Source organism: Rhodoferax sp. (assembly GCF_012927445.1).
In the GTDB taxonomy this organism is placed as follows: Bacteria; Pseudomonadota; Gammaproteobacteria; order Burkholderiales; family Burkholderiaceae_C; genus Rhodoferax.
Window position 1 is genome coordinate 133748 of the sequence record NZ_JABBPD010000003.1, and the last position, 21451, is coordinate 155198.

Genomic DNA, 21451 nt, shown 5'->3' on the forward strand with positions numbered 1-21451 from the left:
GGGGTGGCGCAGCGACACGACGTGCGCGCAGCCTGGGGTTGTTGCCTAGTCTGCCCGGTAATTGGGCGCTTCTTTGGTGATTTGCACGTCATGCACATGGCTTTCACGAATGCCGGCGGTGGTGATCTCCACAAACTCAGCCTGATTCTGCATGTCTTCGATCGTGGCACAACCGCAGTAGCCCATGCTGGCGCGAACACCACCGGCCATCTGGTACACGATAGATACCATGGAGCCTTTGTAAGGCACGCGGCCTTCAATGCCCTCGGGAACCAGTTTGTCGGCGTTCGGATTGCCAGTGGTGGATTCCTGGAAATAGCGGTCCGCACTGCCCTGCTGCATGGCGCCAATGCTGCCCATGCCACGGTAACTCTTGTAGCTGCGGCCCTGGAACAGGATGACTTCACCCGGCGCCTCTTCGGTGCCGGCGAACATGCCACCCATCATCACGGTGCTGGCTCCAGCGGCCAGCGCTTTGGCAATATCACCGCTGTAGCGAATGCCGCCGTCAGCAATCAGGGGCACGCCGCTGCCCTTGAGCGCGGTGGCGACACTGTCAATCGCCATGATCTGGGGCACGCCCACACCCGCCACAATGCGGGTCGTGCAAATGGAGCCTGGGCCAATTCCGACCTTGACCGCATCAGCACCGGCCTCGACCAATGCCAATGCCGCTGCACCGGTGGCAATGTTGCCGCCGATCACATCAACCTGCGGGTAGTTGCGTTTGACCCAGCGCACGCGCTCAATCACGCCTTTGCTGTGACCGTGTGCGGTGTCAACCACGATGGCGTCAACCCCGGCTCGCACCAGCGCCTCAACCCGCTCTTCGGTGCCTTCGCCCACGCCAACGGCAGCGCCGACGCGCAGTTTGCCTTGCGCATCACGCGCTGCGTTGGGGAAACTTGTTTGCTTGGTGATGTCTTTAACGGTGATCAGGCCTTTGAGCTCAAAGGCATCATTGACCACCAGCAAGCGCTCAATTTTGTACTGATTCAGCAAGACTTTGGCTTGCGCCAGCGTGGTGCCATCCGGCACCGTGACCAGCTTGTCACGCTGCGTCATGATGTGACTCACCGGCAGGTCATAACGAGTCTCAAAGCGCAGATCGCGTCCGGTGACAATGCCGACGACTTTGCCGCCATCGCAGACTGGAAAGCCTGACACGCCGAGTTGCGCTGACAAATCGATGACTTGGCGCACGGTGTGATGGGGCGTGATCACAACCGGGTCACGCAACACACCAGATTCGTAGCGTTTAACCTTGGCCACTTGCGCCGCCTGCTCCTGGGCCGACATGTTTTTGTGAACGATGCCGATGCCCCCTTCTTGCGCGATGGCAATTGCCAGTCGAGCTTCGGTCACGGTGTCCATCGCGGCAGACACCAAGGGCATGTTCAGTTCTATGTTGCGGGAGAAACGAGTCGCAAGAGAAGTGTCCTTAGGCAGGACTTGGGAGAACGCTGGCACCAACAATATGTCATCGAAGGTGAGCGCTTTGCCGATTAGGCGCATGTCGAAGCTCCAAATGATGGATTGTACCCACGACATGGACAGTTACCCCGAACGAGATCGTCAAAAAAGAACAAATGACGCGACCCAAGGCAAATGTGTCCTGTAAAAAATAGTCGGGTGCGGGCTAAACTCCGGCTATGAACCGTATCCAAAAACTTTTGATGGGAGCCGCTTGCCTGATATCTGTAGCGGCTTCTGCACAGTGGCAGTGGACAGACAAGGATGGCCGCAAGGTGTTCAGTGACCGTGCACCCCCAGCCGACATTCTCGACAAAAACATTATTAAACGACCGGGCGGCCGAACCGCAAGCCCAGTGGGTGCGCCCGTCAGTGGCGGCGATTTGGCTCCGACCGGTGCCGCCGCTGCCGCGCCGCTAGGGGCTGCCAGTGCCTCCCGGCTTAGCGGTGTCGACAAAGAATTGGCGGAAAAGAAAAAGAAGGCCGAAGAAGCCGAAGTTGCCAAACGCAAAGCAGAGGAAGAAAAAGTCCTGAAAGTCAAAATTGAAAATTGCGCCCGTGCCAAACAGGCCAAATCCAGCTTTGACTCCGGCGGACGCATGGCCCGGACCAACGAAAAGGGCGAGCGTGAAGTCATGGATGATGCGGCCCGGGCCTCTGAAGTGAAGCGCATTCAGGTCGTCATCGATTCAGACTGCAAATAGCCGGCATGGCTGGATTCTGAATCAGTAACCGGCCTTGGCACCTGCACGTTTGTTAATAAACAGACCCGTTGTGCGAGCCCCCTGCTTGGCGAAACGCTCACGGCGGGCCACTTTGGGGTCGACCGTGAGTGGCCGATAGATTTCTACCCGGTCATTTTCCCGCAGCAGCTGGCTCAAACTCGCCTTGCGTCCCCAAACACCGACCACCGTTGTCTGCTGATCGATCAAGGGGAACAGTTGCAAAAGACCACTCTCCTGCAGTGCTTGCAAAACGGTACACGAAGGTGCCAGACTCAGGTTGACCTCACGCACATCTCGGGGGCTTGGCGAGTAAACCACGGTAACTTGAATATTCACGTCACTCTCCATACACCTGCGCCGCACGTTTGACAAAAGCATCGACCATGCTGCCGGCAATCTTGTCAAACACCGGGCCAACGAGTTTGCCAAGGGTCGCGTTGTCAAAGCCGTAGTTGAGCGTCAGTTCCACTTTGCACGCCCTTTGCGTTCCGTCTCCAATCGGCAAGAAATTCCATTCACCATCCAGCCGTGAAAAAGGGCCGTTCACCAGTGTCATTGCCACCTGCTGGCCTGGCACATGTTCATTGCGGGTAGTGAACGTCTGGCGAATACCACTGAAGGAAATGCCGACTTCCGCCGTCATTCCGTGCGCGTCTGATGTGACGATCCGGGCGCGATCGCACCAGGGCAAAAACTTGGGGTAGTGCTCGACTTCAGTCACAAGAACATACATTTCTTGCGGGCTGTACCAGATCAGGACTGACTTCTTTACGGTTTTCATAGAATGGGGGTCTGCGCGGGATTGTAGACAAGCCTTGTACGCATGACTGACGACCCCAAATTTACTATATGGCCAAGAAACCTGAAACTGCTACCCGTATTGCCGACAACAAGAAGGCGTCTTACAACTATTTTTTTGAAGAACGCCTGGAAGCCGGTTTGGTGCTGGAGGGTTGGGAGGTTAAATCCCTGCGCGAGGGCAAGGTGCAGTTGACCGATGGCTATATCGTCGTCCGCAATGGCGAGCTGTTCATCATCGGCCTGCAGATTCATCCGCTGAATACCGCCTCGACCCACATCAGTCCAGACAAGGTACGCACCCGCAAGCTCTTGCTGCACAAGGAAGAGATCAAACGCCTCATTGGCAAAGTGGTGCAAAAAGGCTACACGCTGGTGCCGATCAATCTGCACTGGAAAGCCGGCAAAATCAAGTGCGAAATCGCGTTGGCCAAGGGCAAGGCCGAGCACGACAAGCGCGACACCATCAAGGACCGAGAAGGCAAGCGCGAGGTGGAACGAGCCATGAAAGTACATCGGCGATAAATTTTTCCGGAGGCAGGGAATAAACCAGGGCGTGCCGGTGTTTATCTGAGTGCAAATGTTTGTTTGCGTCCATCAACTCAGGAGTTCATCATGAAATTCACCGCTCGCGCCTCCCTTAGCCTGTCCTTGGCGCTTATCCTTTTGGGTGGATGTGCCTCCATGTCTGCCGCCCCGGCCAAAGTGGCCGACGGCATGCTGGTAGGCCCTAACGGCATGACGCTGTATACCTTCGAAAAAGACGTTGCCGGCAGCGGTAAATCGGTTTGCAATGGCCCTTGCGCCGCCAACTGGCCACCCTTGCTGGGCAGCGAATCGGACAAGCCGTCCGGCGACTACACCCTCATCATGCGTGACGACGGTAAAAAGCAGTGGGCCGTCAAGGGCAAGCCCCTGTATTTCTGGTCCAAGGACAGCAAACCCGGCGACAAAACCGGTGATGGTGTCCTCAAGCTGTGGCAGACCGCCAAGCCGTAAGTCATTAGTGAACACCCAGCCCATCGTCGAGCAAATACCTGCGCTGCGCCGTTATGCGCGGGCGCTGACCGGCGACGCTTGGGCGGCCGATGATTTGGTGCAGGACACGCTGGAGCGTGCTTGCAGCAAGTGGCGTTTGTGGGTCGCAGGTTCTGACCTGCGGGCTTGGCTGTTTACCGTGATGCACAACCTGTTTGCCAACCAGGTGCGCCGGGCGACGAGGCAAGCACAGAGCGGCAGCGTCAATATTGACGAGGTGGCGCATGAGCTGGTAGCCCCCGTTGCCGATCTGGGGATTGCCATGGATTTGCAGCGTTGCCTGCTGCGTTTGCCAATGGACCAGCGGGAGGTTTTGCTGCTGGTCAGCCTGGAAGATATGAGCTACGCGGAGGTGGCAAAAATTACCGGCGTTCCGATTGGCACGGTGATGTCTCGCCTCTCGCGTGCCCGCGGCCGTCTGCAGGCGCTGCTGGATGAACCGGTCCGCAGTGCAGCGTCGCCAGCTTCCGTTGCCCCGGTTAGCACTTTGCGCCGTCTGAAGTGAGACATTGGAAAAACACCATGGACAGCACCGCCGATAAGCCACTTACCGAAGACCAAATCCACGCGCTGGTGGATGGCCAGCATGCAACCGATGACCTTGCCGCCCTGCAAGCGCGTCTGGCGCAAGAGCCTGACGCACAGGCGACGGTCAGGAAGTGGCAACAGCAGCGAAACGCCCTGCGAGGCCTGTATCAAGACGTTCTGGACGAGCCGCTCCCGTCCAGCTTGCGGGCAGCCGCGCAACAAACAGCCTCCGCCCAGCAGGAAATCAACCAATGGTGGCGCTGGGGTGGCATGGCCGCTGGCGTCCTGTTGGCGTTTGGCGTGGGCTGGTTCTCCCAAATCGCCTGGCACAGTAACTGGCAATCCCAGACGAGCACGATTGCTTTGGCAAAAGCACGGGCTGAGCAGGATTTTGTCCGCCAGGCCGGCTTTGCCCATATGGTGTATTCCCCTGAAATCAGGCACCCGGTGGAGGTCACGGCGGCCGAGCAGGCGCACTTGGTGCAATGGCTGTCCAAACGCGTCGGCAAGCCGCTCAAAGTTCCCAATTTAGCCGCCGAGGGCTATGAGCTCGTGGGCGGCCGCCTGTTGCCTGGTGAAGCGGGCGCGCGGGCGCAATTCATGTTCCAGAATGCGGCGGGCGTCCGAATCACCCTGTATCTCGGGGCTGTCGACAAGTTGCCGGGCAGCGCGGAAGCCCGAGAAACCGGCTTTCACTTTGCGCCTGACGGTCCGATCCCCAGCTTTTACTGGATCGACCAGGGCTTTGGCTATGCGTTGTCAGGCCCGGTGTCGCGTGCCGCTTTGATGCAACTGGCCGAACAGGTTTACCAGCAACTGTGATTCAGCGCAGTTCGCGCAGCGGATGGGTCTGAGGTGTCCAGGGGCTGCTGAAGAAAGGTTCCACCATCGCGGCATTGACCTCTTCAATGCGGGCCGGGTTCCAGCGGGGGGCGTGGTCTTTGTCCACAGCCAGGGCACGAATGCCTTCCACTGTTTCACTGCTAGCGCCAGAGCGTCCCAGATGTTGCGGGTGAAAACAATGGTGAACCATGTCCCGCTCCATGCGCAAATCATCCGCCAGCGTCATGCTGCGAGCTCGGCGAATTTGTTCCAGCGCCACATGCAGCATCAGTGGTGAACGTTGGCGCAAGGCGGTTGCGGTACCTTGTGCCCACGCGCTGTCATCCGCGTCCAGCGCCTGGACGATGGCCGACACGGTTGGTTGTGCAAAATAATGATCAATTTGGCCTCTGGCCCCCGTTGCGTAAGCGGAAGCAGCTATTGAATACATAGCAAGCCAGGGATCGATGGCGCCAGGTCGCTCAAGGTCCAGGTTGGTCAACGCATCCCAGGCGGATGTCAGCTGTGAGACGTCAATGCAGACATCGGCTAAACCAAAGGCCAGCGCCTCTCCGGCGCCCAGCATTTCGCCGGTCAAGGCCAGCCATTCGCCAATTCGGCCCGGACAGCGGCTCAAGAAGTAGCCACCGCCGACATCGGGAAAGAGGCCGATGTTGGTTTCAGGCATGGCCATCTTGGTGCGCTCCGTAACGATGCGGATTTTGGCGCCCTGGCTGATGCCCATGCCACCACCCATGACGATGCCATCCATGAAAGCGATGTAGGTCTTGGGATAGGTGTGAATCAGGTGATTGAGGGCATATTCTTCGGTGAAAAAATCCTCCAGCCGGGAATCATCAGCCAGCGCGGCCTGGTGAAAAAAGCGGATGTCACCCCCGGCGCAAAAGGCACCGAAAGGTCCGGTTTTGTTGCTGCCACGGATCGCGACCGCCTTGACGGCCGGATCATCGCGCCAGGCAAGCAAGCATTCAGTGAGGGCCCGGATCATTGAAAGCGACAGCGCATTGAGCGCCTTGGGCCGGTTCAGCGTGATCAAGCCCACCTGACCGCGAATTTCGGCCAGCACCTCTGGCGCCTCATCCGTTGGCAGAATATTTTGCATCGTCATTGTCTGTTTCTCCATCCAATCAATTCATTGGTCACCAAGGCGCCGATCACCAGCGCCCCGCCCGCCAGCACGTTGGGCCCCGGGACTTCATTGGCCCCGACCCACGCCAGCAGGATGCCGAAAATAACCTCCAGCAAGCCGAGCAAAGACACTTCAGGCGCTTTGAGCACCCGGGCGCACAACACCGCCAGCGCGGAAGGAATCGCCAATTGCACCACACCCAGGCCGGCCAGCAGGACCAGATCGTGGGTCGAAGCCTGAAACGGCAAGGCCAGCGGCAAGGTCAACAGTGCAGAGAAGACAGCACCGAGCAAGACCGCAGGAATCAGATCGACGTCATGCCCACGGGCATGCGCATGCTGGGTCACCGTCCAGTTGGCGGCGCCGGCAATGGGCACACACAAGGCCACCAGCGTGCCGGTCAGGCTGACGCCGTCACCGATCTGGCTGCCAAACATGTAGGCGATACCCGCACCCGCGACCACGATGGCAAACCAGGTGCGTCTGGGGATTCGATGGCCAATGAACAGGCGCGCCGCCAAAGCCGTGAGCAAAGGCCCTATCGCCATGCTGAGCAACACGTTGGCCACACTGGTCAGTGTGATCGCCACCATGAAAAAGGTGAACATGCCGCACCAGCAGACGCCGGAAATCCACAGCGACGCCCCACCGCTGCGCATCCGGCGAAACACAGCGCGCCCTTGAAACAGCGGCAAGATCACCAACAGTGCCAGCACGGTAAAGAAGCTGCGCCAGAAGGTCACTTCAAAACTGCGGGCACTGTCCAGGTGGCGCGTCACCACACCGGCGATGGACCACATCAGGGTCACCGCCACCATCAGAAGCACGGCCCGGTTGTGGCTTAGTTTCATGGTTTTACTCAAAAAAAAGCGGGCAATGAAGCCCGCTAGTTATCCCGCTTGACGGGGATTAACGGCCAAAGCGTTTACGATCGCTCTCAGTCAGGTAGCGCTTGCGCAGACGGATCGACTTGGGCGTGATTTCAACCAACTCGTCGTCCTCGATGAATTCCACTGCGTATTCCAGCGTGGCATCAATCGGCGGTGTGATCTTGATCGCATCTTCCTTGCCTGAAACGCGGAAGTTGGTCAGCTGCTTGGTACGCGTGGCGTTCACCACCAGATCGTTGTCACGGCTGTGGATACCCACAATCATGCCTTCGTACACCGGGTCGTTCGGTTTGACGAACATGCGGCCACGCTCGTCCAGCTTGCCCAAGGCGTAAGTGAAAATTTCACCTGCGTCCATGGAAATCAGTACGCCGTTTTTACGGCCGCCGATGTCGCCCTTGTGCGCTTCGTAGCTGTCAAAGATGTTGGCGATCAGGCCAGAACCACGGGTCAAGTTCAGGAATTCGTTGGTGAAACCAATCAAACCACGCGCCGGAATGCGGTACTCCAGGCGCACGCGGCCACGGCCGTCGGATTCCATGTTGACCAAGTCACCCTTGCGCTCACCCAAAGCCTGCATCACGCCGCCTTGGTGTGTCTCTTCGATGTCGGCCGTGACCAACTCGATAGGCTCATGCTTTTCACCATTCACGTCCTTGAACACCACGCGTGGCTTGGAAACAGCCAACTCGTAGCCTTCGCGGCGCATGTTTTCCAGCAAAATGGTCAAGTGCAGTTCGCCGCGACCCATGACTTCAAAGATACCTTCTTCATCGGTTTCTTTGACGCGCAAGGCCACGTTGTGTTGCAGTTCTTTTTGCAGGCGGTCCCAGATCTGGCGGCTGGTAACGAACTTGCCTTCACGGCCAGCCAGCGGGCTGGTATTGACGCAGAAGTTCATGGTCAGGGTCGGCTCATCGACCTTGAGCATGGGCAGCGGCATGGGTGTGATCGGGTCGGTGATCGTCACGCCAATACCGATATCGTTGATACCGTTGATCAGCACGATTTCGCCTGGGCCAGCTTCCGTGGCTTGCACGCGCTCCAGGCCTTGGAATGTCAGCACTTGGTTGATACGACCTTTGACGGGCTTGCCATCCAGACCTTCCATGACCACCACATCCATCATGGGACGGATCGTGCCCTGGCTGATACGGCCAACGCCGATACGACCCACGAAGGTGGAGAAGTCGAGCGCCGAAATTTGCAATTGCAACGGTGCAGCAGGGTCACCCTTTTGAGCCGGCACATGGGCGAGCACGGTGTCGAACAGGGCCGACATATCGGGGCCCCACTGTTCACCAGGTTCGCCCTCTACCATCGACGACCAGCCGTTGATGCCAGAGGCATAAACGACAGGGAAATCCAGTTGTTCATCGGTAGCGCCGAGCTTGTCGAACAAGTCGAAAGCGGCATTGACCACGAAGTCAGGACGCGCACCGGGCTTGTCCACCTTGTTCACAACCAAGATGGGCTTCAAGCCGAGGGCCAAAGCCTTTTTGGTCACAAAACGCGTTTGAGGCATGGGGCCTTCTTGCGCATCGATCAGCAGAACCACGCCGTCAACCATCGACAACGCACGTTCCACTTCACCGCCGAAGTCGGCGTGTCCGGGGGTGTCAACGATGTTGATGTGCGTGCCCTTCCAGGTCACAGCGCAGTTTTTGGCCAGAATCGTGATACCACGTTCTTTTTCAATGGCGTTGTTGTCCATCACGGTGTCGACCACTTTCTCGTGATCGGCAAAGGTACCGGACTGGCGCAGCAGTTGGTCGACCATGGTGGTCTTGCCATGATCGACGTGGGCGATGATGGCGATGTTTCGGATTTGCTTAATGGTCATGATTCACTTTCTCTTAAATCTGGTCAAAGTCTATTTTCTGGGTCGCTGAGGGCGGGGCTGCGTGCTGCACGCTTGACTCCGGTCCGCAATCTCCCAATATTTGCTCTATCTCAAGTGGACTCAACAGCCGCCCCGGGATCAATTCATCCGCCACAACGTGTGCCGTGCCCAGCAAGGCACGCGGTTTTTCGCTGTAGACGGCTACTTTCTGGCTGTCAGGCCAGCTACCCCGGCGTCGCACGCCACTCAGGAAACGCCCTGCACTTTCGCCTTCTAACGTGACAACCGTGTGGTCGCGAAGAAGCGAGTCCACGGGCATCAAGCAGTTCAATCTCTCTTCCTCGGTCATGGCTTCCAAGGCTTCCAGCGTCACGCATTGCGCCACTGAGAAGCCACCGGTCTCAACCCGGCGCAACGCGGTCAGGTGCGCACCACAACCCAAGGCTTCACCGATATCCTCACCGAGGGTACGGATGTAAGTTCCCTTGCTGCACCTTACTATCATTTCAATAGCTTGCTTCGCAGTATCCACGGGGGCTAGACTTACTTTTAATTCATAAATCGTAACCTCACGCGCTTCCCGCTCGACCTCAATACCTGCCCGGGCGTACTCGTACAGCGCCCGACCATCCTTTTTCAAGGCACTGTGCATCGGCGGTATTTGCCGGATCAACCCGGTAAACCGTGGTAGCACATTGTTCAGGTCTTCCTCTGTGACGTTGACAGGACGCTCTTCGATCACATCGCCCTCGGCGTCCCCGGTGCTGGTTTTTTCACCCAGTCGCGCGACGGCTTCATACGTCTTGTCTGCATCCAATTGGAGCTGACTGAACTTGGTCGCAGCGCCGAAGCACAGCGGCAATAAACCGGTCGCAAGGGGATCAAGCGTGCCGGTGTGGCCCGCTTTCTCGGCACGCAACAGCCATTTCACTTTTTGCAAGGCGTCATTACTGGACCAGCCCAAAGGCTTGTCCAACAACAGCACCCCATGGACGGGGCGCCTGGCAACCCGTGCACGCGGCGCATTCATCGGCATCAGTCCTCTTTGGCCCGAGACGCTACAGCGCGCGCAATCAAGGCATTCATGTCGGCAGCTTTCTCGGTTGTTTGGTCAAACAAGAAATGCAAGGTCGGCACGGTGTGAATGTGCAAGCGCTTGAACAAACCCGCCCGCAAAAAGCCGGCGGCCTGATTCAAACCTTCCGTACAAGCTTTGGGGTCTCCTGTCAGCAGACTGAAGAACACCTTGGCGTGTGCGTAGTCAGGCGTGACTTCCACCGCCTGAATCGTCACCATGCCTACCCGTGGATCCTTGAGCTCGCGCGCAATCAGCTCGGTCAGATCACGCTGGATCTGATCGGCAACCTTGAAGCTGCGGTTAGGAGTTTTTGACTTGATTCGCACGATTTATCTCAAATCTATCAAAGGGTACGGGCAATTTCACGAATCTCGAAGAACTCCAGCACGTCACCGTCTTGGATGTCGTTGTAGTTCTTGATATTCAAGCCGCACTCGAAGCTTTCCTTGACTTCCTTCGCATCGTCCTTGAAGCGCTTGAGCGATTCGAGTTCACCGGTGTAGATGACCACGTTGTCACGCAACAACCGCAGACGCGCCGTACGTTTGACAATACCGGCGGTGACCATACAACCGGCAATCGAGCCGATCTTGGACACTTTGAACACCTGACGGATCTCGGCGGTACCAATGACCTCTTCCTTCTTGTCTGGCGTCAACATGCCCGACATGGCGAGCTTGAGCTCATCCACGGCGTCATAAATGATGTCGTAGTAACGAATGTCCACACCGTTGTTCTCGGCCAACTTGCGCGCACCGGCATCGGCACGTGTGTTGAACCCGATGATGACGGCCTTGGACGCAATCGCCAAATTCACATCCGACTCGCTGATCGCACCGACGGCGGTGTACACCAACTGCACCTTGACCTCTTCGGTCGACAGCTTGAGCAGTGACTGAGCCAATGCTTCCTGCGAACCCTGCACGTCGGCCTTGATGATGATCGGAACCATCTTGACAGCGCCGGCGGCCATGTCGGTGAACATGTTCTCCAGTTTGGCGGCTTGTTGCTTGGCCAACTTGGTGTGGCGGAACTTGCCAGCACGGTAGGTGGCAATTTCACGGGCACGGCGCTCGTCCGACATCACCATGAATTCATCACCTGCTTGCGGCACTTCCGTCAGACCCTGGATTTCAACCGGGATTGAAGGACCCGCAGTTTTAATGGTCTTGCCATTTTCATCCAGCATGGCGCGGACACGACCATAAGTGGAACCCGCCAGAACGACGTCACCAGTTTTGAGCGTGCCGGACTGCACCAGAATCGTGGCCACAGGACCACGACCCTTGTCGAGTCGGGCCTCAATCACCAGACCCTTGGCCATGGCATCCACCGGTGCCCGCAATTCAAGCACTTCGGCTTGCAGCAGCACTTGTTCCAGCAAGGCATCAATGCCCTGACCGGTCTTGGCCGATACCGTGACGAAAGGTGAATCACCACCAAACTCCTCCGGCACCACTTCTTCTACCACCAGTTCGTTTTTGACGCGCTCTGGATTGGCATCTGGTTTGTCGATCTTGTTGATCGCCACCACAATCGGAACACCGGCTGCCTTGGCGTGCTTGATGGCCTCTTTGGTTTGCGGCATCACACCGTCATCCGCTGCCACCACCAGAATCACAATGTCAGTCGCTTGAGCGCCACGGGCACGCATGGCCGTAAAGGCTTCGTGTCCAGGGGTGTCAAGGAACGAAATCATGCCGCGTGGTGTTTCCACGTGGTAGGCACCAATGTGCTGCGTAATGCCACCGGCTTCGGCTGAAGCCACTTTGGAGGTACGGATGTAATCCAGCAAAGAGGTTTTACCGTGATCGACGTGACCCATAACCGTCACAACCGGTGCGCGGGGCAACGATTCTGATTGCTGCTGGGACACTTCGTCATCGGTAAACGCTTCTGGATCGTCCAGCGCGGCAACGATGGCCTTGTGGCCCATTTCTTCCACCAAAATCATGGCGGTATCTTGATCCAGCGGCTGATTGATGGTGACCATCTGACCCAGCTTCATCAGGTGTTTGATCACCTCAGAAGCCTTGACCGCCATTTTGTGTGCCAATTCGGCCACGGTAATGGTTTCAGGCACGTGGACTTCCAGCACACGCACTTCAACTGGTGCGGCCTGCACGCGGTTGTCATCGCGACCGCGGTCGTTACTGCCGCGACGGCCTCTTGGCGCCGCACGGAAGTTGTTGCCACGACCCGGGCCGGGCGCACCGGTTGCACCACGGGTTGGAATGGCGCTCTTCTTTTTCGGATCGCCCGCCCAACTGCTGGAGAGTTTGGCTGACTTGACTTCTTTGCCAGCGCCAGCGGCGGTAGTGGTGCCTGGCGCACCGGCAACGCCGGGTTTGGCCGGTTTTGCAGCGACTGTGCCAGCGGCTGGCTTATGCAATGTGCCCTTGATGCCCGCCGCCTTGGCGGCCTCGGCCCTGATTTCTTCTGGTTTTTTGACAACCGGCGCTTTTTTGGCGGGCGATGACATCATCAAGCGAATGGCGGCGGCTTCGGCCTCGGCCTTACGTCGACGGTCACCCAGATCAGCGGCCCGTGCAACATCTTCAGCGGCCCGTGCTTTGGAATCAGCAGCTGCTTTTTCGCGAGCTTCCAGTTGCACCTTGGCTGCTGCTTCGGCTTTTTCTGCAGCTTCCAAAACTTTGGCCGCTGCAGTATCGATAGCATCTTTTGCTTGTTGTGCGGGGGCTTGCGCCTTGGCTTTTTCAAGGACAGCTTCAGCGGCAGCTTTTTCAGCCGCTTTGGCTGCGGCTGTTTCAGCCGCTTCACGCGCCCGGTCTTCCAACTCTTCGCGCTGACGCCTGCGCTCGGTGAGTTCTTCTTCCTGGCGGCGGATCAATTCAGCCTGCTGGCGAACCTCTTCTTCACGACGGGCCAATTCGGCATTGTCGATCTGCGGTGTCGTATCAAGTTCATGCTCAGGTTCAGATGACTCAACCGCCACCTCAACGCCGTCTTCGCGACGGACGAACGTACGTTTCTTGCGCACTTCAACCTGAATGGTGCGTGCTTTTCCGGTGGAATCAGCCTGCTTGATTTCACTGGTTGACTTCTTGACGAGCGTAATTTTCTTGCGCTCGGCACTGGCAGTGCCATGGCTGGCCTGCAAATAGCTCAACAGATGCTGTTTATCAGCTTCTGTCAGTTTGTCAGTAGCGGCCGATTTGGCCACTCCTGCCGATTTCAGTTGCTCAAGCAAGGTATCGGTTGATTTTTTGAGTTCTATTGCAAACTCGGCGACGGTCGTACTGGACATTTGTTGTGTAACCTTTCATGACCATTACTCTTGAGAAGCGGCGTCATTGGTAAACCAATGTGCGCGCGCCTTCATGATCAAGGTCTTGGCCTCGTCCGCAGACTGGCCGGTGATTTCAGTGAGTTCGTCAACGGCCAAATCGGCCAGGTCGTCAAGCGTGTGAACGCCGCCATCTGCCAGTTTGCCGATCAGTTCGGGGGAAAGGCCTTCGAGGTCATGCAAGTTTTGCGAAACCTCTTCGGCACTCTCTTCTTGCGCAATTTCCATGGTCAAAAGCGCGTCTTTAGCGCGGGTGCGCAATTCGTTGGCAGTGTCTTCGTCAAAACTCTCGATTTCGAGCATTTCTTCCAACGGCACGTAGGCAACCTGCTCCAGACTGGTAAAGCCTTCTGCAATCAGCAGATCGGCAATTTCTTCGTCCACATCGAGCTTTTCCATGAAAAGCTTGCGACCAGAATCAGTCTCATTGGCTTGCTTCTGGGCTGATTCGGCGGCATCAAGGATGTTGATCTTCCAGCCGGTCAGGTCGGACGCCAGGCGCACATTTTGACCGCCACGGCCGATCGCAATCGCCAGGTTTTCTTCGTCCACCACCACATCCATGGCATGACGCTCTTCGTCGACCACGATGCTTGAGACATTGGCCGGGGCCAAGGCACCAATCACAAACTGGGCTGGATCTTCACTCCACAGCACAATGTCCACGCGCTCGCCGGCTAACTCGTTGGTCACGCCATTGACACGCGTACCCCGCACACCAACACAGGTACCGATAGGGTCAACGCGCTTGTCATGCGACAACACAGCAATCTTGGCGCGAGAGCCAACATCACGGGCGCAGGATTTAATTTCCAGCAAACCCTGCTCAATTTCAGGAACTTCCTGACGAAACAGTTCCACCATGAACTCAGGCGCCGAACGCGACAGAATGATGGGCGCACCGCGCAGGGTCAAGTCCACTTCCATGATCATGGCGCGAACCCGGTCACCCATGCGAAGATTCTCTTTCGGAATCATCTCGCTGCGGCGCAGACGGCCTTCAACTCGGCCGCTCTCGACAATCAGGTCACCCTTGTCCATGCGCTTGACCGTGCCGACAAAAATCTTGTCGCCGCGCGACATGAAGTCGTTGAGCAGCATCTCACGCTCAGCGTCACGAATTTTTTGCAGAATGACCTGCTTGGCAGCCATGGCACCGATACGGCCAATCGGGACTGATTCCACCGTTTCTTCGATGTATTCGTCCACCTCAATGTCGGGAATCTGCTCTTTGGCTTCGAACAACAGGATTTCCTGGTCCGGCAGCTGCAGACCCGCCTCATCCGGCACCACATGCCAACGACGAAACGTCTCATAGCTGCCGCTGTCGCGATCAACTGCGACGCGGATATCCACGTCGCCCTGGGAAAGCTTCTTGGTCGCTTGCGCCAGCGCTGCCTCAACAGCGCCAAACACCACATCACGCTCCACATTCTTTTCGCGTGAGATGGCTTCTACCAGCATTAACATTTCGCGATTCATGCCATAACTCTCCTGTTTCAATTCAATCCAAATTTGTCTCTGAGTCGCCTTTGACACCGCGACCCTTGAAGCTGACGATGGGCGCCAGTCGCGCCTCTTTCAACTCATCCAGAGTAAACCCCAGGGCCTGCAATGGCACCTGCAATCTCTTCTTGCTAATTTTTTGACCCGGCTTGCCAACTGGCAGATCGCTCCAGACGATTTGCCAACCCGGCGCTCCACCCTCAACCTGGGTGCGCTCCAAGGTGCCGCGAAACTTCTTGCGTGTGGCATTAACTTGCCCTGCCGCCGCCGCAACCCCAATGGGCGCCTTGAGCGTGACATCAATTTCTTGACCCACAAAGCGCTCAAAATCTTTTTCATGCCGCAAGGGACGATCAATACCCGGCGAGGAAACCTCAAGCCGCTTGTAATCAATGCCATCCACCTCAAGCGCAAACAGAAGCTGACGCGTCACCTTCTCGCAATCTTCAACCGTGACAAACTGCTCAACAACAGAACCATCCGCATTCGGCAACCACGGATGGTCGATCGTGATGCGCAGTAATCCAGCAGCGGAACGCTCGGATTCCACCAGGTCGTAACCGAGACCAGCTACGGTTTGTTCAACAATTTCTTTTAGTGCCACGTGTGTATAAATGCGATGCAAAAACAATCGACCAAAAAAAACGGGCGGTAGATACCCGCCCGTTTGGTCGTGAGCTTGGATTGTACCCGAAAACCTGCTTCTACGCCTTGATTTCTAACGCTTTATCCGGCTGCCGCCAGCAGGATTCGGGTGTAATCCACCTTAGGCGCGGCTAACACTTGGGCGGCAGGCCCCGCCTCCACGATATCCCCATCTTTCATGACCATAATTTGATGGGCCATGGCCCGAATGACATCGACATCGTGCGTGATGAGCAGATAACTCAAGCCATGGTCCCGTTGCAAACGCTGCAACAATTGCAATACCTGCTTCTGGATCGTGACATCGAGCGCGCTGGTGGGCTCATCGAGTACCAAGACCTGCGGCTTGACGATCAGCGCGCGCGCGATGGCCAAACGCTGCCGCTGCCCGCCAGAGAATTCATGCGGATAACGCTGCAGCAGGCTTGCAAACTGGGTTTCATCCAGGTCAACGCCCATGCCAACCTCTAGCAGTGCTTGCACTACCCGCTGGCGGCGTTCAGTGAGTGGCAGCTCGGGCTCATGCACCAGCAGCCCTTCGCCCACAATCTCTTCAACGGTCAGTCGTGGCGACAGGGACGAAAAAGGATCCTGAAACACGACCTGTACCACGCGCCGCATGGATTTGTTGCTGGCTGCGCTTAAGCCCCAGGATTGTCCGGTCACCTTCATTTCGCCCGAGAAAGGCAATAGCCCCAGCGCAGCCAGCGCCAGAGTGGATTTGCCGGACCCTGATTCACCGATGACGCCCAGCGTTTGCCCCGGCGAAAGGTGAAAGTCGGCACCCTGCACCGCAACAAACTCGCCATGACGAAACCAGCCGTTGAAGCCCGGTAGCGCTGTCGGGTAGGTCACGCGCAGCGCCCGGGCCTGCATCACGGCCTGTTCGCTGGCAACAGGCGCCACCTCGAGCACATCACGAACCGGCTTGCTGTCAATCAATCGGCGGGTGTAACTGTGTTGCGGACGGGCAAATACGTCGGCCACAGCGCCCTGCTCCACGATATGACCGTTTTCCATCACGATGACGCGGTCGGCAAAGCGCCGTACCAGATTCAAGTCATGGGTGATCATGAGTACGGCCATGCCATTTTTTTGCTGAAAGCTGGCCAGCAGATCCAGTATCTGCCCGCGCAGGGTCACATCGAGCGCGGTGGTGGGCTCGTCGGCCAGCAACAATTTGGGCTGACACGCCAGCGCCATGGCGATCATGGCGCGCTGGCGCTGGCCACCGCTGAGCTGATGCGGATAGGCCTTGGCACGTCGCGCGGGCTCGGCAATCCCGGTGTCAGCTATTAACTTAATAGCTGCTTGCGCAGACTGCTGGCGGGCTAGACCCTGTTTTAGCTCCAAAACTTCGGCAATTTGATCGCCCACCGTGAACAGCGGGTTGAGTGCCGTCATGGGTTCCTGGAAAATCATCGAAATGGCCTGGCCGCGCAGGCCGCGCAGCGCACGCTCCGGCATGGACAGCAGGTCGCTCCCCTGAAACAGGGCCTGGCCGCTGATGTCAGCGTTTTGCACCAGACGCAGCAGACTCAGGGCGGTCACTGTTTTGCCGGAGCCAGATTCACCGACCAATGCCAGTTTTTCGCCGGGGGCTATGGAAAAATCGATACCGTGCACCACCTCTTTGCCGGAGAACGCCACACGCAGACCGTTAACGGTCAGCAACGGTGGGCGCGTGATCTGTTCCGCCGACAGGCCGCCCTTAGGCGGAACAGCCCCCTCGGGGGGCAGCGAGGACACGTCAGTGCCGAGCGTGGGGGCGTTCACTTTTCTGCCTTTCGCGGGTCCAGCGCATCACGCAGGGCGTCGCCCATGAAGGTCAGCAGCAGCAGGGTCACCACCAGCACGCCAAAGGTGGCGAGCGAGATCCACCAGGCGTCGATATTGTTTTTGCCCTGCGACAGCAACTCGCCCAGTGACGGCGTTCCGGGCGGCACACCCAAGCCCAGAAAGTCCAGCGAGGTCAGCGCCAGAATAGCGCCGCTCATGCGAAAAGGTAAAAACGTGACCACCGGGGTCATGCTGTTGGGCAGCAGGTGACGTGTGATGATTTGCCAATTGCTCACGCCCAGTGCCCGCGCCGCTCGCACGTAATCGAGTTGCCGGTTGCGCAGGAACTCGGCCCGCACGTAGTCCGACAAACCCATCCAGCCGAACAAGCTCAACAAAGCCAGCAGCAGCGCCAGACTGGGCGCGAACACCGCGCTGAAGATGATGAGCAGGTACAACTCCGGCATGGAACCCCAAATCTCGATAAACCGCTGAAACGCCAGATCCGTCGTGCCGCCGAAAAAGCCCTGAATCGCCCCGGTGATCACGCCCAGCAGCACGCCTGTGACGGTCAGCGCCAAGGCAAACAGCACACTGACGCGAAAGCCATAAATCAGTTGCGCCAGCAGGTCACGGCCGCGGTCATCGGTGCCCAGCCAGTTATCGCGGCTGGGGGCCGACGGATTGGGTTCTTTGGCAAAGTAATTCAGCGTTTTAGGACCGTAGGGGTTGGGTGCAAACAGCGCCCAGTTGCCGGATTGAGACAAACGCTCCCGTATGAAGGGGTCCAAATAGTCGGTGCTGGTGTCGAAGTCACCGCCAAACGTTTTTTCCGAATAGTCCTTGACCATGGGGAAGTAGGTCGTTCCCTCGTAGCGAACCACGAGTGGCCGGTCGTTAGAGATCACTTCCGCAAACAGGCTCAACACCACCAGTGTGCAAAAGACCAGCAGGCTCCAAAAACCGAGTCGGTTGCGCTTGAAGCGCAACCAGGCCCGACGCGAAGGACTCAGGCTGGGCCTTGGCGCTGGCGGCTTAATCAAATTTGACACGCGGGTCCACCCAGACGTAACACAGGTCAGAAATCAGCTTGGTGACCAAGCCAATCAGCGTAAAGAAATACAAGGTGCCCAGCACCACCGGGTAGTCGCGCCGGATCACGCTCTCGTAGCTCAGTAGACCGAGCCCATCGAGGGAAAACAGCGTTTCGATCAGCAGCGAACCGGTAAAAAACGCGCCGATAAAGGCCGCCGGGAAGCCGGTAATGATGGGGATCAGGGCATTGCGAAACACATGTTTCCACAGCACCTGCCGCTCATCCAGCCCTTTGGCCCGCGCCGTCACCACGTACTGCTTGCGAATTTCTTCCAGAAAAGCGTTCTTGGTCAGCATGGTGGTGACGGCAAAACTACCCAGCACCATGGCGGTGACCGGCATGGCGATGTGCCAGAGGTAATCGACGATGCGCGCCCCCCAGCTCAACTCATCCCAGTTGCTGGAGGTCAAACCCCGCAGCGGAAACCATTGCAACTGGCCGCCAAAGATGACCAGCAGCGCCACGCCCAGCACAAAGCCGGGAATGGCATAGCCCATGAGCACCAGCAGCGTGGTGACGAAGTCAAAGCGCGATCCGGCCCGCACCGCCTTGGCCACGCCGAGCGGCACGGCAATCAAATAACTGATGAAAAACGTCCACAACCCGAGGCTGATGGACACCGGCAGCTTCTCCCACAGCAGTTGGGAAACCTCTTTGTTTTGGAAAAAACTTTTGCCCAGGTCAAAGCGGGCGAACTGGCCGAGCATTTGAAAGAAGCGCTCGGGGGCCGGTTTGTCAAAACCATACAAGGCCTTGATCTGTTCCAGTCGCTTGGGATCCACCCCTTGGGCGCCCCGGTAGCTCAAGCCACCGCCCTCGGCGCTGGAACCGGTCCCCGCCTTGGCCTCGGCCATGTACTGTTCCACCGGCCCGCCAGGTACAAACTGGACCACGACGAAGGTAATGAGCAAGACGCCCAGCAAGGTGGGGATCATCAGCAACAGACGTTTGAGGATATAGACCAGCATGGTTTATTTGGCCCACCAGGTGTCAATGGCCCAGCCTTCGCCTTGGGCGTAGGGCGGCATGGTGGCTGGCATGGCAATGCGCCAGCTGTTGTAAACCATGCGGTGGGTGCCGGCGGCCCACTGGGGAATCAGCAAGTGGCTGTGGCTGATGACACGTTCCAGCGCACGGCAAGCGGGCAACAACTCGGACTTGGATTTGGCGCTGGTCATCTTGTTGATCAACGCATCGACTGCCGGGCTTTTGATGCCGGACAGGTTGCCGGAGTCTTCAATGTCGGCGGCCTTGGCGCCAAACAGGTCCGCGTACTCCTGCCCCGGGTTCTGCGTGCCGCCGTAGGCCATGGAGGTCATATCAAACTCAAATTTTTGCAGGCGCTGCTGGTACAAGGCAAAGTCCACCGGGCGAAAGTTCAGCTGGATGCCGAGTTTTTCGAGGTTGCGTGCCCAGGGTGCCACCACGCGGGCGCTGCTTTCGTTGCTGTCCAGGTACTCGATGTCAAACGCCTGGCCCTGCGCATTGCGCAAGGCGCCATCGCGCACCTCCCAGCCAGCGGCCCGCAGCAAAACCTGTGCTTGGCGCAGGTTGCCGCGCAGAGACGAAGTGCCATCGGTGCGCGGCGCTGTGGTCATCGGCCCGAAGGTGGCGGGTGGAATGTCTTTCCGCCAGGGCGCCAGCAAGGCAAGCTCTTCCGGGCCGGGCACCCCGGTGGCCTGGCAATCGGTGTTGCCGAACAGGCCGTTGACTCGCTGATAGGCGTTGTAGAACATCTGGCGGTTCATCCACTCGTAATCCAGCGCCAGCCCGAGTGCTTGACGCACGCGCACGTCCTTGAACTTGTCGCGTCGGGTATTGAGCACATAGCTCTGAAAGCCGGAAGGCAAACGATGCTGGAACTCGCGTTTGACCAGTTCACCGGACTCGAACCGCTTGCCATTCACCCGGCGCGCCCAGTCGCCGGCCGAAAAAAACCGCATCAAGTCAAACTCGCCGGCCTTGAGGGCTTCCAGCCGGGCGGTATTGTCTTTGTAAATCTTGACCGTGATGCGCTCGAAGTTGTTGCTGCCGCGCTTCACATTCAGGTCCCGAGCCCAGTAATTTGGGTCTCGCACATAGGTGATGTCTTTGCCAAACCGCACCGGGCCGATTTTGTAGGGGCCGCTGCCAATCGGTATGTCCGTCACCACCTGGTCAAACGATTTGGGTTTGCCGTTCTCCATGCCCCACTGTCGGCTAAAGACCGGCAGACCGCCCACGGTGAGCGGCAGCCCGCGGTTGGGTTTTTTGAAACGGTAGCGCACGGTGTGCTCATCCAGCACCTCCAGGCCGGCCACGTCTTCCAGCAGACTTTTATAGGCGGGCGAGGTGTAAGGCCCCATCAGGGTGTCAAAACTGAACTTCACATCTGCGGCCAGCACCGGAGTGCCGTTATGAAAGCGCGCTTCGGGCGCCAAACGAAAGGTGGCGCTCATGCCATCGGCCGCCACGACCACATCGTTGGCCAGCAGGCCATAGCCGGAGCCGGTTTCATCGAGAGCGCCGGTGAGCAGCGAGTCAAACATCAAGTCTGACAGGTAAGCGGGGGCGGTGCCCTTGATGGTGAAGGGGTTGTACTTGTCGAAGGTGGACACCCGCAGATTGCTGACCAAACGCAATTCGCCACCTTTAGGGGCATTGGGATTAACGTAATCAAAATGCGAAAAATTGGCCGGGTACTTCAGGTCACCCCAAAGGGCGTAGCCATGCGCCGCCCATAACGGCGCAGACATTCCCCACAACAGCAATAACAGCAGACTTCGCATGCGAC

The 21451-nt window shown here is 57.9% G+C and carries 20 protein-coding genes; 5 read left to right on the plus strand and 15 right to left on the minus strand.

Going from position 1 to position 21451, the window contains the following annotated elements:
* Positions 1–45: 45 nt before the first annotated feature.
* Positions 46–1515, minus strand: coding sequence for an IMP dehydrogenase (gene guaB, locus HHJ17_RS04830; protein WP_296503435.1), 1470 nt, complete (start codon positions 1513–1515; stop codon positions 46–48).
* Positions 1516–1652: 137 nt separating this feature from the next.
* On the opposite strand from guaB, the gene HHJ17_RS04835 reads away from it, so the two are divergent.
* Complete coding sequence (locus HHJ17_RS04835) at positions 1653–2177, plus strand: DUF4124 domain-containing protein (RefSeq protein ID WP_296503432.1); 525 nt, start codon at positions 1653–1655, stop codon at positions 2175–2177.
* Positions 2178–2198: 21 nt separating this feature from the next.
* Here HHJ17_RS04835 and HHJ17_RS04840 read toward each other — a convergent pair whose 3' ends face one another.
* Complete coding sequence (locus HHJ17_RS04840; RefSeq protein ID WP_366557521.1) at positions 2199–2534, minus strand: RnfH family protein; 336 nt, start codon at positions 2532–2534, stop codon at positions 2199–2201.
* 1 nt (position 2535) lies between these two features.
* Positions 2536–2979, minus strand: coding sequence for a type II toxin-antitoxin system RatA family toxin (locus tag HHJ17_RS04845; protein ID WP_296503426.1), 444 nt, complete (start codon positions 2977–2979; stop codon positions 2536–2538).
* A gap of 68 nt (positions 2980–3047) precedes the next feature.
* Here HHJ17_RS04845 and smpB point away from each other — a divergent pair, with 68 nt between their 5' ends.
* The 4 genes from smpB to HHJ17_RS04865 all read left to right on the plus strand — a co-directional run bounded on the left by smpB (position 3048) and on the right by HHJ17_RS04865 (position 5384).
* Positions 3048–3521 (plus strand): SsrA-binding protein SmpB, encoded by a 474-nt coding sequence (smpB, locus tag HHJ17_RS04850; protein WP_296503423.1) that lies wholly within the window; start codon positions 3048–3050, stop codon positions 3519–3521.
* Positions 3522–3611: 90 nt separating this feature from the next.
* Entirely contained in the window at positions 3612–3995 is a 384-nt protein-coding gene (locus HHJ17_RS04855; protein ID WP_296503421.1) for a hypothetical protein, read from the plus strand.
* A 7-nt stretch (positions 3996–4002) separates the two neighbouring features.
* Positions 4003–4539 (plus strand): RNA polymerase sigma factor, encoded by a 537-nt coding sequence (locus HHJ17_RS04860; protein WP_296503418.1) that lies wholly within the window; start codon positions 4003–4005, stop codon positions 4537–4539.
* Between the two features lie 17 nt (positions 4540–4556).
* A complete protein-coding gene (locus HHJ17_RS04865; RefSeq protein ID WP_296503415.1) occupies positions 4557–5384 on the plus strand; it encodes an anti-sigma factor in 828 nt (275 codons plus the stop codon).
* Between the two features lies 1 nt (position 5385).
* On the opposite strand, the gene HHJ17_RS04870 is transcribed toward HHJ17_RS04865, so the two are convergent.
* The 12 genes from HHJ17_RS04870 to HHJ17_RS04925 form a co-directional block, all read right to left on the minus strand.
* Positions 5386–6513 (minus strand): enoyl-CoA hydratase/isomerase family protein, encoded by a 1128-nt coding sequence (locus tag HHJ17_RS04870; protein ID WP_296503411.1) that lies wholly within the window; start codon positions 6511–6513, stop codon positions 5386–5388.
* Complete coding sequence (locus HHJ17_RS04875; RefSeq protein ID WP_296503409.1) at positions 6510–7385, minus strand: DMT family transporter; 876 nt, start codon at positions 7383–7385, stop codon at positions 6510–6512. The genes HHJ17_RS04870 and HHJ17_RS04875 overlap by 4 nt, the downstream gene beginning before the upstream one ends.
* Positions 7386–7443: 58 nt before the next feature.
* On the minus strand, positions 7444–9267 hold the full coding sequence (typA, locus tag HHJ17_RS04880; protein WP_296503406.1) for a translational GTPase TypA: 1824 nt from the start codon (positions 9265–9267) through the stop codon (positions 7444–7446).
* A 13-nt stretch (positions 9268–9280) separates the two neighbouring features.
* A complete protein-coding gene (truB, locus tag HHJ17_RS04885; protein ID WP_296503404.1) occupies positions 9281–10297 on the minus strand; it encodes a tRNA pseudouridine(55) synthase TruB in 1017 nt (338 codons plus the stop codon).
* 5 nt (positions 10298–10302) lie between these two features.
* Complete coding sequence (gene rbfA / locus HHJ17_RS04890) at positions 10303–10674, minus strand: 30S ribosome-binding factor RbfA (protein WP_296503457.1); 372 nt, start codon at positions 10672–10674, stop codon at positions 10303–10305.
* Between the two features lie 14 nt (positions 10675–10688).
* Positions 10689–13613: a translation initiation factor IF-2 gene (gene infB / locus HHJ17_RS04895; protein ID WP_296503402.1), complete on the minus strand. Its 2925-nt coding sequence runs from the start codon at positions 13611–13613 to the stop codon at positions 10689–10691.
* A 24-nt stretch (positions 13614–13637) separates the two neighbouring features.
* On the minus strand, positions 13638–15134 hold the full coding sequence (gene nusA / locus HHJ17_RS04900; protein WP_296503400.1) for a transcription termination factor NusA: 1497 nt from the start codon (positions 15132–15134) through the stop codon (positions 13638–13640).
* 22 nt (positions 15135–15156) lie between these two features.
* A complete protein-coding gene (rimP, locus tag HHJ17_RS04905; protein ID WP_296503455.1) occupies positions 15157–15762 on the minus strand; it encodes a ribosome maturation factor RimP in 606 nt (201 codons plus the stop codon).
* 122 nt (positions 15763–15884) lie between these two features.
* Entirely contained in the window at positions 15885–17492 is a 1608-nt protein-coding gene (locus tag HHJ17_RS04910; RefSeq protein ID WP_296503454.1) for an ABC transporter ATP-binding protein, read from the minus strand.
* A gap of 83 nt (positions 17493–17575) precedes the next feature.
* Positions 17576–18634, minus strand: coding sequence for an ABC transporter permease (locus HHJ17_RS04915; RefSeq protein WP_296503398.1), 1059 nt, complete (start codon positions 18632–18634; stop codon positions 17576–17578).
* Positions 18618–19646 (minus strand): ABC transporter permease subunit, encoded by a 1029-nt coding sequence (locus tag HHJ17_RS04920; RefSeq protein ID WP_296503396.1) that lies wholly within the window; start codon positions 19644–19646, stop codon positions 18618–18620. Before HHJ17_RS04920 ends, HHJ17_RS04915 begins: the two co-directional genes overlap by 17 nt.
* A 3-nt stretch (positions 19647–19649) precedes the next feature.
* A complete protein-coding gene (locus HHJ17_RS04925; RefSeq protein WP_296503395.1) occupies positions 19650–21446 on the minus strand; it encodes an extracellular solute-binding protein in 1797 nt (598 codons plus the stop codon).
* Between the last annotated feature and the right edge of the window lie 5 nt (positions 21447–21451).

Bases quoted from the DNA above. Each gene is read 5' to 3' on its own strand.
- guaB (WP_296503435.1), bottom strand. From the start codon at position 1,515: ATGCGCCTAATCGGCAAAGCGCTCACCTTCGATGACATATTGTTGGTG.
- HHJ17_RS04835 (WP_296503432.1), top strand. From the start codon at position 1,653: ATGAACCGTATCCAAAAACTTTTGATGGGAGCCGCTTGCCTGATATCT.
- HHJ17_RS04845 (WP_296503426.1), bottom strand. From the start codon at position 2,979: ATGAAAACCGTAAAGAAGTCAGTCCTGATCTGGTACAGCCCGCAAGAA.
- smpB (WP_296503423.1), top strand. From the start codon at position 3,048: ATGGCCAAGAAACCTGAAACTGCTACCCGTATTGCCGACAACAAGAAG.
- HHJ17_RS04855 (WP_296503421.1), top strand. From the start codon at position 3,612: ATGAAATTCACCGCTCGCGCCTCCCTTAGCCTGTCCTTGGCGCTTATC.
- HHJ17_RS04865 (WP_296503415.1), top strand. From the start codon at position 4,557: ATGGACAGCACCGCCGATAAGCCACTTACCGAAGACCAAATCCACGCG.
- HHJ17_RS04870 (WP_296503411.1), bottom strand. From the start codon at position 6,513: ATGACGATGCAAAATATTCTGCCAACGGATGAGGCGCCAGAGGTGCTG.
- HHJ17_RS04875 (WP_296503409.1), bottom strand. From the start codon at position 7,385: ATGAAACTAAGCCACAACCGGGCCGTGCTTCTGATGGTGGCGGTGACC.
- typA (WP_296503406.1), bottom strand. From the start codon at position 9,267: ATGACCATTAAGCAAATCCGAAACATCGCCATCATCGCCCACGTCGAT.
- truB (WP_296503404.1), bottom strand. From the start codon at position 10,297: ATGAATGCGCCGCGTGCACGGGTTGCCAGGCGCCCCGTCCATGGGGTG.
- infB (WP_296503402.1), bottom strand. From the start codon at position 13,613: ATGTCCAGTACGACCGTCGCCGAGTTTGCAATAGAACTCAAAAAATCA.
- nusA (WP_296503400.1), bottom strand. From the start codon at position 15,134: ATGAATCGCGAAATGTTAATGCTGGTAGAAGCCATCTCACGCGAAAAG.
- HHJ17_RS04920 (WP_296503396.1), bottom strand. From the start codon at position 19,646: ATGCTGGTCTATATCCTCAAACGTCTGTTGCTGATGATCCCCACCTTG.
- HHJ17_RS04925 (WP_296503395.1), bottom strand. From the start codon at position 21,446: ATGCGAAGTCTGCTGTTATTGCTGTTGTGGGGAATGTCTGCGCCGTTA.